The sequence below is a fragment of the Vibrio sp. B181a genome (genome assembly GCF_030248375.1).
Classification (GTDB): Bacteria; Pseudomonadota; Gammaproteobacteria; order Enterobacterales; family Vibrionaceae; genus Vibrio; species Vibrio campbellii.
In genome coordinates this window covers 44307-54738 of the sequence record NZ_JAHGAD010000012.1, presented here as the reverse complement: position 1 = coordinate 54738, position 10432 = coordinate 44307, and the positions used below count along the sequence as shown (strand labels likewise).

Annotated in this window: 12 protein-coding genes; 2 read left to right on the top strand and 10 right to left on the bottom strand. The window is 44.5% G+C overall.

Annotated features, from left to right (window positions below; all coding sequences use genetic code 11):
- Positions 1–52: 52 nt before the first annotated feature.
- From KIO97_RS06470 to KIO97_RS06450, 5 genes are all read right to left on the bottom strand, one after another.
- On the bottom strand, positions 53–1600 hold the full coding sequence (locus tag KIO97_RS06470; protein WP_162092633.1) for an arylsulfatase: 1548 nt from the start codon (positions 1598–1600) through the stop codon (positions 53–55).
- A gap of 158 nt (positions 1601–1758) precedes the next feature.
- A complete protein-coding gene (locus tag KIO97_RS06465; RefSeq protein WP_045377997.1) occupies positions 1759–1998 on the bottom strand; it encodes a hypothetical protein in 240 nt (79 codons plus the stop codon).
- Positions 1999–2335: 337 nt separating this feature from the next.
- Positions 2336–2875 (bottom strand): Ran-binding zinc finger domain-containing protein, encoded by a 540-nt coding sequence (locus KIO97_RS06460; RefSeq protein WP_285381578.1) that lies wholly within the window; start codon positions 2873–2875, stop codon positions 2336–2338.
- Positions 2876–2999: 124 nt separating this feature from the next.
- On the bottom strand, positions 3000–3443 hold the full coding sequence (locus KIO97_RS06455) for a DUF3291 domain-containing protein (protein ID WP_285381576.1): 444 nt from the start codon (positions 3441–3443) through the stop codon (positions 3000–3002).
- 30 nt (positions 3444–3473) lie between these two features.
- A complete protein-coding gene (locus tag KIO97_RS06450) occupies positions 3474–4238 on the bottom strand; it encodes a carbon-nitrogen hydrolase family protein (RefSeq protein ID WP_285381574.1) in 765 nt (254 codons plus the stop codon).
- Between the two features lie 382 nt (positions 4239–4620).
- Here KIO97_RS06450 and KIO97_RS06445 point away from each other — a divergent pair, with 382 nt between their 5' ends.
- Positions 4621–4992: a zf-TFIIB domain-containing protein gene (locus tag KIO97_RS06445; RefSeq protein ID WP_050906477.1), complete on the top strand. Its 372-nt coding sequence runs from the start codon at positions 4621–4623 to the stop codon at positions 4990–4992.
- 37 nt (positions 4993–5029) lie between these two features.
- Positions 5030–5503: a GNAT family N-acetyltransferase gene (locus KIO97_RS06440; protein WP_285381572.1), complete on the top strand. Its 474-nt coding sequence runs from the start codon at positions 5030–5032 to the stop codon at positions 5501–5503.
- Between the two features lie 67 nt (positions 5504–5570).
- Here KIO97_RS06440 and vopD read toward each other — a convergent pair whose 3' ends face one another.
- From vopD to KIO97_RS06415, 5 genes are read right to left on the bottom strand one after another with little or no spacing between them, the layout of a single operon-like run.
- Positions 5571–6575: a type III secretion system translocon subunit VopD gene (gene vopD, locus KIO97_RS06435; protein WP_005426184.1), complete on the bottom strand. Its 1005-nt coding sequence runs from the start codon at positions 6573–6575 to the stop codon at positions 5571–5573.
- A 9-nt stretch (positions 6576–6584) separates the two neighbouring features.
- Positions 6585–7784 carry a type III secretion system translocon subunit VopB gene (gene vopB, locus KIO97_RS06430; protein ID WP_005426168.1) on the bottom strand — a complete coding sequence of 400 codons (1200 nt, stop codon included), beginning with the start codon at positions 7782–7784 and terminating at the stop codon, positions 6585–6587.
- Positions 7785–7787: 3 nt separating this feature from the next.
- Positions 7788–8279 (bottom strand): SycD/LcrH family type III secretion system chaperone VcrH, encoded by a 492-nt coding sequence (vcrH, locus tag KIO97_RS06425; protein WP_005426175.1) that lies wholly within the window; start codon positions 8277–8279, stop codon positions 7788–7790.
- A 12-nt stretch (positions 8280–8291) separates the two neighbouring features.
- Positions 8292–10109, bottom strand: coding sequence for a virulence-associated V antigen (locus KIO97_RS06420; RefSeq protein WP_285381569.1), 1818 nt, complete (start codon positions 10107–10109; stop codon positions 8292–8294).
- A 10-nt stretch (positions 10110–10119) separates the two neighbouring features.
- Positions 10120–10410, bottom strand: a complete 291-nt coding sequence (locus KIO97_RS06415; protein ID WP_005426293.1) for an LcrG family type III secretion system chaperone — start codon at positions 10408–10410, stop codon at positions 10120–10122.
- Positions 10411–10432: the final 22 nt, after the last annotated feature.

The following is a 10432-nucleotide window of genomic DNA, read 5'->3' as shown; positions in this document are numbered from 1 at the left end:
AGCCAGAGTGAAAACTCTGGCTTATTCTTCTTAGTTAACTTTTGTTTTTTAATCAGCTTTTGGCTTGTTCGAGCTTACGCAGGTTGGTCATTTGCTCCATGACTTTATCGACGGAGAAGCTTGGAATGTCTTGTCTTGGAGGGAACTCTTTAAATGACTTCAACATTTCAGCGACTTTCTGCTGAGCTGGGACTAACAAGAACACGTGCTCAAATTGCCACTTCTTGTAACCAAAACCTTGATCGCCTTTCTCAAGTGGATCGACTTGAAGATCGAAAATCATAGGAAGGCGCAGATTCGTCAATTCTTTGGTCCACACTTCCCAACCTTCATGTTCTTGGATCTTAAAGTGCATCTTGAAGCGTTTGTCACGCATCGCTAGAAGCTCGCCATCGTCAGACCAATAGAAGAACTCGTCACGGGCTGATTGGTCTGTTTTGCCCGTAATAAAATCAACTTGGTTGTAACCATCAAGATGGTTTTTGTAAGTCTGGTCTGCCGAGGAAGACTTGTATCCTTTTAACAGGTCTTGCTTAATGGTGTCATTACCTGCAATAGATAGTAGCGTTGGGAACCAGTCTTCACTTGCGAACATATCATTCAGCTTGGTATTTGGCTGAATATGACCAGGCCAGCGAATCATTGCAGGTACGCGGAAGCCTCCTTCCCAACCCGTGTTCTTCTCACCACGGAACGGACTGAATGCCGCGTCAGGCCATGTCGCATTCATTGGGCCATTATCTGTGGTGTAAATAACAATGGTGTTGTCCGCTATCTTCAAGTCATCAAGCTTATCGAGCAAATCACCTACCATGTTGTCGTGCTCAACCATACCATCTGCGTATTCCCCAAGCCCAGTTGTACGGTGCTCGGCTTTAACGTGAGTACTGATGTGCATGCGCGTTGCGTTGTACCACAAGAAGAATGGCTTATCCGCTTTGACCTGACGCTCCATAAAGTTCATCGCAGCATCAAGGGTCTCTTCATCGACCGTTTCCATGCGTTTGCGCGTGAGTGGCCCTGTGTCTTCAATTTTGCCATCGGCATAAGAGTGGATAACGCCACGCGGGCCAAAGTTTTTACGAAACTCGGGATCTTTCGGGTAATCAGGATTCTCGGGCTCTTCTTCTGCGTTTAAGTGATACAAGTTACCCATGAACTCATCAAAACCATGATTGGTTGGCAACATATCGTCTTTGTCGCCCAAGTGGTTTTTCCCAAACTGGCCCGTTGCATACCCCATGTCTTTTAAAGCTGTCGCCATGGTGATGTCTTGCATCTGCATGCCTTGCGCGGCGCCCGGCAGACCAACTTTCGTTAAGCCAGTGCGAGCCGGCATTTGACCGGTGATGAAAGTGCTGCGACCCGCAGTGCACGACTGTTGAGCATAGTAAGTTGTAAACAGTGCCCCTTCTTGTGCAATGCGGTCGATATTTGGTGTCTCATAACCCAACATACCTTGGTTATAAGCAGAAATATTGCCATAACCGACATCGTCCCCAAATATAACTAGCATATTAGGTTTAGAAGCCGCATGGGCTGCTACTGATGATGTGGCGGCCACCATCGCGAGCGTGAGAGTAGATTTATTTATCTTCATAATATTATTTCTATAATGGTTCTTGGTTGAGTGAATCAATAAATATTTAAAAAGGAAAAGGAGACTCACTACCCATGTTTCAGAACAGCATTGTTTATATAGAAATTGACGGCGGATATATTCAATACGTCCACCGTGTCAGAATTAATATTGAGTGCTTAGCTACGGCCTCTCAACTCTATAGGCTGAGACTCATCCACTTGGCTCTTAGTGACTAAGCCACCAGCACGAGCTTCATTCCGCCCTTTTAACTTGATATTAGAGTCAAGCACACGCTCATACTTTACTTGATTGCCCTGCGGCATAGTCATATCGATCGTACCCGTGTATGTGCCTTCACCAGCAACTGCTGCGTTACCAAAGCAAACTGCAAGACCTAGGATTATCAGCCTTTTCATAACTAACCTCTCTTACTCTATTATTGAAATAGTGTCTTTCTAATAACTTGAGTAAAAATGATTACTCAAGCTTTATCGATATAATGATATAGAGAAGTTAAAACAAACAAGGAAATATCACCTTTCCAAATTGGACAGGAAATTAACAAAGATAAAATTAAAACAAAAAGTTATATTAACTATAACTTAATGTATAACACTAAAAGCGTATAATTAATAAAGACAAGTAAGAGTTTACCAATCTAATATATCGTATTATTTCATTGATAAAATATTTAGCGAACTAAATACCAATACATAAAGAAATGACGGTGATGACTTTCCCTTTACCCCTTATTTAAGTACGCGCCTTCAGATTTTCTACCGATTTACCTACCTCTCGATAGTACTTTAGATACAAGGCCTTACCTGACTTACTTAAAAAGAAAATGTAAAACTGACTTATCATAAGCCACAAGAGCAAACCTTTTTGTTCCAAAAATAAAAACTCAAAAGTAGGCGGGAAGAAAATGGCTATTCCAAGATACATGAGGCTATAGATAGTGGCAGTATATCGAGCCCACCCAGTGCTATACAAATGAGAGGCAATGTCTCGATTCCAATAAATCCAAACTGGAAAGTATATGAGAGCTAACCAACCAAGGATGCCTTTTTCTCCTTGGACAACCCACACAAAGAGCATTGGAACCAATAAAAGTCCTTGAATACGTCCCCTGTAATCCGTCAATACTCGCTGGCGATAATATTTTTTTGGGTCTTTAACTCTTTCAATTTCCTCAGCACTAGCAGTTGCGACACACCCACACTCACTGCAATGAGTCGCCTCTGCCGCATTTCCGAAGCCACATGCATTACATGTCCATCGATACTTTACCATTTACCTATTAAACCAAATTCGACCTTTACTGATTTCAGTTAAACACGGAACCAATAATATCCCGAAAGCAGATAAGTATTATTCGAGCAACTTAACTAGAATCCTTGTTAACTGGTGGACGGATTTACAAATCATTAGACGTAAAGTTAGCTTTAAAGGTAAATGCATATGGTGTATCACCGTTTTCACGAAGGTACTGTAGACGAGCTAAAGCCTCGTCTGCTGTTGGGGTATGATTATCCTCAATCCACCAAAGCACATAGGTATCTTCGACTAAACGATGAAACCATTCCCCCTTACGACGCATGAAATCACGATGATGGGTTTGGAACATAAAATTCTTCAGCGTATCCACGTTATCCCACACCGACATATTGATGATCATATTTGGGTCATCGAATAGCTTAATATTGGTGGCATCGCCGGATTCGTCTTTGAGTCGCCAAACAAAGCCTTCACTCTGTTCCGCTATGCCGTTCACCAAGTCGAGATTATCGACGAAATCCTTTATCTCTGGTGCATCGAGTGGGTACTTCGCTAAAGCAATATTCAATTGAGCAAGTTTCATTTCGTCCTCCTTTGCCCTTATTACTGAGAATTACGACTCACTCAGTGATTTTAATCCCGCTTTCAAAAGCTCTACCGTTCCTTGGTTCAAATCCAAGATACAGACTGACTCTTTATCGAGGGGCATTGTGTATATACATTTGCCAGAATCATCATAAATGTGACTCCCTCCCATCCCTCTCAAATTTGGGTCATTCAAGGCATGAGGCCAATTGCATTGCACGACGAAGGCGCCCGCTTCTTTTGCAATAAGAGATGCTCGCTCGTAGTAGCCCTGCGTTTGCTGCTCTTGCGATTGTTGACCGATGTAGCTGGGCCAAAGGATCAAACTGGCTTGTTCTTGTACCTCAGATAAAAACCATTCGATGTCATCAACCTCTCGACACATGACACTCGTTATTGATGATTGCGCCAAGTTAAGCAGTTCACGTCTTTCGCCTCTTGAAAAGAACTTGGCCTCACTTTCCGTTAGCCCTACTTTATTCCATTGCGCCACGACGTCACCATTAACATCGATACATAGATAGCTGTTAAATATACGCTCGCCTTCCGTTAACGGCGCACCAATAAAAAGCGTGGTCTTGTAATCGAAAGCAAGCTCGCATAACGTCTGAATAGCGTGATAAATAGTTTGAGGCTCCGATTCCCGTTTGATGTTGCGATGGAAACCGCTAAGGCTGAGTTCAGGGAAAACCAGAGCATCTAACGCCCTCATATTCTCAACATGAGACACGATTGTTTTTAGATTTTCTCGGACCGTCCAACCCATCCTCATCTGAACTACACCAATCTTCACTCTTAGCCACCTCCTTGACCTTTCACATTTATAGGATTGTGCGGTTACTCGTCTCACTTCGACGTGCCAACCCTTTCAATTCAAATAACTTTTCAATACCTTTTAACACATTCAAATAAGCAATGAGTTTATGAACAAACGGATTCATTCAAAAGCGTGACATTTAACGGAGATAGAAGCTCTCTAAAAAGAATTCATCACCGATGAACGCTGCTAGTTAGGCTCAAGCAATCATGGACAGGTCATTGCTAAGAAAACAATATCAACAACTTAAAAAGATTCAAAACGTATGGCACGAGAGATGTCGTATTTTGATTTGTCGTCAAAGAAAGCTGGGAGTACTAGGCTCACTTCTCTTTAGAAAATAAAAAGGAAAAACAAAATGCAATGCCCAAAATGCAATTCTGACTTTGAACAACTGCAAACTCCGCTAGGCGATGTTGAACGCTGCACTGAATGTAAAGGCTTATGGATCGATGCCTACGAAGTGGAAGCGATGAAGCCGTTAGCTGATGTGATTGATTCAGGTGACGAAGAAATCGGAAAAGCCTTCAATGCGATTGATCGTATCGATTGCCCTGTATGCCCAAACAATCAACTGCTTCGATTGGTCGATCCAAAACAGCCTCATATCTGGTTTGAAAGCTGTCCTACGTGTAAAGGTCGCTTCTATGACGCTGGTGAATTTAAAGATCTAGCGACACTCGACCTATCCGATTTTTTCAAGAAATTCGGCTTGATTGAGCGCGTGTAATTAGTGACATTGAACTCCAAAGGAATGGTGTTAATACATGGATGTTAAAGCTCAGCTAACACAGAGAAGAGCTGAAAAAGGATTGGGAAAGGCGTGTGAATGCGTATTGAGAACACTTCCTGAATGGTTTGGCCGCGAAGACGCTTTGATGGAGTATGTCGCCGAGATCGACGCCTTAGACACTTATACAACTTGGGATGGTAATAACCTGGTTGGTTTTTTCTCTGTGAACTACCACAACGCTGACTCTGCGGAGCTGCACGTGCTTGCAGTGCATAAAGATCACCACCGCCAAGGTATTGGCCTGCTTTTATTTCAAGCGATTGAAAAAGAGTTGAAAGCAAAGTCCGTGAAGCTGTTACAAGTCAAAACATTAGGTGCTTCTGCTAATGATCCGAACTATGAAAAAACGAGACACTTTTACACAGCATTGGGCTTTTACCCCCTAGAAGAAATCGAAGATTTTTGGGGAGAAGGAACACCTTGTCTCTTTATGGTTAAAGCGCTCTGAATCATTCGCCTCATCAACTGTTAAAAAAGGCGCTGTATTCCCAGCGCCTTGATGATTGATAGCAAACCTATACCGTAGGGATAGAGGCACGCCATGCTTGGTTTTGACTATCAGCGATAGAGCGGAAAAGCTCACGCAGCTCTTTTAGCAAACCTTCTTGGAAGCCAATGTTTTCATCGGCTCTCTGTTTGTCTGCTTGAGCACGAGTTGCTAATACCTCATCCTCTTTGCTTCGAGCTTGAGCTTTCGTTTGCTCTACATTTGCAGCTGAATTCGCCATTTGGCCAAGTCCCTGCAGTACCGCGTTCTTCGATTGGTTTGCGCCCATCATCTTGTCGAACTTGCGACCACCGCTAGCCAAAGTATTTGTCGTGTCAGTAATGCTATCTTTTGCGAACGCATGAGCACGTCTCACTTGATCTTGCTGAGTTTTCGACAAGTTAGTATTGCCCATTAACTCTTCAACTTGATCAAAGCCTGCTTTTTGCGTCTTCAATACATTGTTGCCCGCAACTTCTGCCTTGATTTCTTTACCCGCTTTGAAAGAACCCACGGCACCGATAATAGCAGTCACACCAGCCAATACGCCTGATACTACCGCCATCGCGATCATCGCTTTAGCAGAGTTGTTCAACTCTTCCGCTTGGCTCTTGATACTTGCAACGTTTGCTTCAACGGCAATTTCACGTTGCAGAACCTGTTGCTCACGGCTTAACTTAGACACTTGGTAAAGCAGAGTAATCAGAGACAGTGATTGCGAAATGGTATCCGATGGTGACTTAACCACTTGCTCACCATTCAGTGCTTTTTCTGTGGTTTGCATTAATAGATTTACGGTTGGAGCCAACGCGCTCATCAGCTTTTCTACCACACGCGCTTGATCGCCAATCGCAGGCGCTTTTGGCCCATCTAATTGGTAGTTCTTCGCACCCGTTACTGCACTATCATTGCTGCTACGGATAGCAGCAGCTTCGGTTTTAGTCTCAGACGTTTTCTCTGTCTGAGTTGTTTTGCCTAGTTCACCCAAACCGTAAAGGTCAGCGCGTCCAGTATTACTAATTTTATCTAACATAGTTGCTCCTTAAACCGTCGCTGGACGACTCATTACCGCTTGCATCGTTTCGCCTTTCGCCTGAATCATCTGCATGATGACACTCATTAGCTCTTGGAAATCTTCCATCAGCTTAGCGATTTCTTCTTTAAGTTTGTCGATCACCGCTTGGCTAAGCGTCATCTTCGCCCTTAAATCTGTAATGTCAGCTTGGATTTCAGTTACATGCGCATTGTTCGCGGCATGAATACTGTCCGTGGTCCCCTTACCTACGTTGACGGTAAGGTCGACGGTCTCAGCACCGTAACGGATTGCCTTCGCGGTGGTTGTCGCCGCTTTAGAACCCATATCGGCAATTTTCGCCATGTTTGTCGCCGCTTTGGTTGCGATATCAGTGACTTTTTGCGCAATTGAGCTTGCACTTTTCGCCGCTAACTTCGCCACACCACTCGCAGCTGCACCACCAAATGTGACTACAGCGCCAATGACAGCAGTCGCAATCTCTAACGCCATGACGACTTTATTAAGTATATCGACGTTAATACCGGCCTCTTTCATCGCCTCTTGAACAGCAGGCTCTTGCAGAGTCATATTGATTGCGCCCATCACGCCGCCTGCGATCATTAATGCGCCAGCTGCCGCACCAACACCCGTCGCCACCATGATGGCACCAACGACAATAGAAACCACAGCGCTAACCCAACCGAAGATCTTGGAAGCTAAGCCCGATTTTTGTGCTTCTTTCGCTGCCGCTTCAGACTCTTTGATCTTCTCTAGGTTTTCTGCCATTTCTTGTTCGTGCTTCGCTTTCGCTACCTTCACTTCCTGAATTTTGAGCTCGTTTTGAGCGCTTTTCAGTTTGTCTGTGATAGCAGCCAGTTCAACTTCAAAATCATCTGCATAACCTGAGATGATTTTCACTGCTAGCGAGCCCGTACTGTCGGCAACCGCGTGTAAAACCTTGGCAATCGAGTCTACGATTTTTTGTAGCTGTTCCATGGCTTTAAGCGTAAGGTCATTCACCTTATCGCTGACTGCGGCATTTGGTGCATCAAGCTGAACTTTTACCTTACCGGTGTTCAATGCTTCAGCATCTTTACCTTTTACGTTTTCAACGGTTACTGACGGCGATGCATGAGCAGCGGTCTTGTTAACCTTATTTAACGTAGTTTGGTCAGAATCAGGCGTGTATACCTGATTCTGAATGCGGTCAAGTGCAATAGAATTCATATTCTAGTTACTCCTTTTGTTTCTCACCGCTTCTAACATGATGCCTGCTCGTTGATGCAAGTCTGCATACTCTGATTTCCCAGCAGACATCTCCTTCGCGCTATAAAACCCACTCTCTGCTTCCGTCAGTTGCTCAAGCTTGAGGTGACATTCTGCAGAGTGGAAAGGTGGGCGTGGATCATTTACGTCCACAAGCGCAGCGTAGCTGTAGGCGTCAAGCGCCTGCAGGTACTCACCCAGTTCCTGACGAGCCGCACCCAAACCAATGAAAAATCGCGCTTGATAGTGATCAAGCATACTAAGCAGCTGAAATACCTTAGCGGCCTGCTCTATTTTTCCTGACTGGAAAAAGTTGTATCCAACCGCGTAAATGTGCTCGATGGTGTCTGCTGATACATCGTGCAGCATTTTTAGCGTGCCCCCCTCTTCCAAAAATGAAAGGAGTTCCTCTGCTTGCATTTGAGATGGGTCAGTTGGCGCGTTTTGTGTAGTCATGGTTATTTATCCTTAAAGGGCTCGTAGGATTTCTTGTAAAATACTGTGGTACTTCTGAACAAATTTGTTCATCGCTTCAACGGTGGCGTTGTACTGAGAACTGGTGTCGTTTAACTCGGTCGTTTTAATCTGCACTTCATCGTTGAGCACTTTAGATTCTGCGGTGACAGAACTGGAGAAATTAGACAGCTTGTCCCCTTTGAAAGAGTCGCTTCCAACTTCCATTCCCTGCTTTACTAAAAAGTCTTTATGGTTAGTGATGTTGTTGTCTTTTAAGTATTTGTATTCAGGAGAAGCCTTAAACGCCGCATCGTTGTCGTAGCCAAAATCGCTGGCTTTAAAGTTATTCGCTGCGTCACCCGGCTTGTAAGTGCCATCAACACTTTGGGTCGAGTGTATTTTTGACTGAACAACACTAAACACTTTCAATTGGATCGTTAGATCTTCGAGTTGTTCTTTTTGCTCGTTACGCTTTTCAAGGCGGTCGACTCGGCGCTCGTTTAGAGCAAACAAGACGCGTTCATCAAAGCGGTCACCGATACTAGATTCAATCACCGACAGTAGGTCAATAGCGGTCAATGCGTGCTCAGCATTCACTTCTTTACTGCTAATTTCCTCTGGTGTGATTTTGCCCAAACGATCATTGAGTTTTTCTAGGTTCTCCATCATTTTTTGATGACGTGCAATGAAATCCGTCCCGATGTCTTGGCCTGCGACTATTTTGTCGAAAAGGAGTCGGATATCTTGTGCGGTGTTTTGTTTAATCCGCTCAAGTTGCTCCGGTGTTGTTTGAGTGACCTGAACATCGAGCAAGCCGTGATAGAACGCATCGATCTGAGTGTTGATAAGCGCAATGGCTATATTGGAGAACAAACTCGATAAGGTGATCGCACTGGGATCCGATTTTATTCTCGCGATCTCGGCATCAAGGATGGTTTGAAGTTGAGTAACACCACCTGCGCCGTAAGCATTTTCAAACTGTCCTTTTACTTGTGTCGCTAAGCTATTTAGCGCATCAGTAAGTTCCTGCTTAGACATGCCTGGAATCCAAGCAATCTTGTTCGCCAAGGCCTGTGCATCAGCGGTGCTGATAGTGATCCCAATGCTATTGAAAGAGGCAACAAGTTGAGCGGTAACAGCAGCTCTAAAGCTTTCTTCTGTTAAGAAGTAGTCTGAATTCTTAATCTCATTAAGGTTGACCGAGCCAAGATTAGCAAAGGCATTTCGCAAGAACGGAATAGCACTCTCACGAACCTCACTCGTACTCATCTGCACTGCCAGTGCATTTACAAACGAGCTAATCTCTGCCGTTGCTGCTTTAAGAGCACTCGTATCTAAAGCCTCAATTTGCAGTGCTTGGTTACTCTGGTTTCCCAAACGGAAATTAGCGACAAAATCGGTCGGAAGCGAGCTGTCGACCTTGTCTTTTAGCTGTGTGCTAAACCAAGATTGGAATTGATGTGCGAGCGTAGTATTAACGCCCATCTCCACTTCTTTAGGTGCGATCTGACCATTCAACGCGTGGTGTTGCAGTGACTGCATCCAATGCGCAGCGGTCTCAGCGGCAGCAGTCCCGGTAAAGGCATCTTGCTTCTTTAACAAGGTGTCCAATGAATCGGCATAAAGATCCAAGCTTTCTTGTTCCGTACGCCCAACGACCATGGGTAATTGGCGAATCAATGACTCTAATTGATTCGGGTCGATATGGGCATCGCTTAGAATGGGAGAAAGGGTCTTAACCAAACTCTGCTGGAATGCGATCTGAGAATCACGATTGGCTGTTGTATTGAGAACTCCGGTAATGGAGTTCGTGGTTGTCATATCCGTCATGTAAAAACCTCTAGATCACCATGCCACGCATCATGGTCGGTCGCTTGCGCCTAGTGCCTTTGGTGCTCGCGGCTTGTGGCTGATGCTGTTGTTGTCTGCGGCGTTGTACTTCTTCAAGCAGCTCATGCTCTGCTTGTTTCATCAATTGAGGCGAAGCATTTAACCCATCGAGCAGAATGTTGCCTGCTACCGGACCAACGCCTAATCCTTCGAGTAGTTCATTGAATACGTCAGTCCTGTCTTCTGCATTGCGAATAGCAAGTTCTGAGTTTTCAATGGTTTCAGTAAAGGGTTGCTTCATCTTGGGTCCTATCTTAAAGCGA

Excerpts from the sequence above, each read along its gene's own strand:
- KIO97_RS06460 (WP_285381578.1), bottom strand. The coding sequence starts at position 2,875 with ATGGTAAAGTATCGATGGACATGTAATGCATGTGGCTTCGGAAATGCG.
- KIO97_RS06445 (WP_050906477.1), top strand. The coding sequence starts at position 4,621 with ATGCAATGCCCAAAATGCAATTCTGACTTTGAACAACTGCAAACTCCG.
- KIO97_RS06470 (WP_162092633.1), bottom strand. The coding sequence starts at position 1,600 with ATGAAGATAAATAAATCTACTCTCACGCTCGCGATGGTGGCCGCCACA.
- KIO97_RS06420 (WP_285381569.1), bottom strand. The coding sequence starts at position 10,109 with ATGACGGATATGACAACCACGAACTCCATTACCGGAGTTCTCAATACA.
- KIO97_RS06415 (WP_005426293.1), bottom strand. The coding sequence starts at position 10,410 with ATGAAGCAACCCTTTACTGAAACCATTGAAAACTCAGAACTTGCTATT.
- KIO97_RS06455 (WP_285381576.1), bottom strand. The coding sequence starts at position 3,443 with ATGAAACTTGCTCAATTGAATATTGCTTTAGCGAAGTACCCACTCGAT.
- KIO97_RS06465 (WP_045377997.1), bottom strand. The coding sequence starts at position 1,998 with ATGAAAAGGCTGATAATCCTAGGTCTTGCAGTTTGCTTTGGTAACGCA.
- KIO97_RS06440 (WP_285381572.1), top strand. The coding sequence starts at position 5,030 with ATGGATGTTAAAGCTCAGCTAACACAGAGAAGAGCTGAAAAAGGATTG.
- vopB (WP_005426168.1), bottom strand. The coding sequence starts at position 7,784 with ATGAATTCTATTGCACTTGACCGCATTCAGAATCAGGTATACACGCCT.
- vopD (WP_005426184.1), bottom strand. The coding sequence starts at position 6,575 with ATGTTAGATAAAATTAGTAATACTGGACGCGCTGACCTTTACGGTTTG.
- vcrH (WP_005426175.1), bottom strand. The coding sequence starts at position 8,279 with ATGACTACACAAAACGCGCCAACTGACCCATCTCAAATGCAAGCAGAG.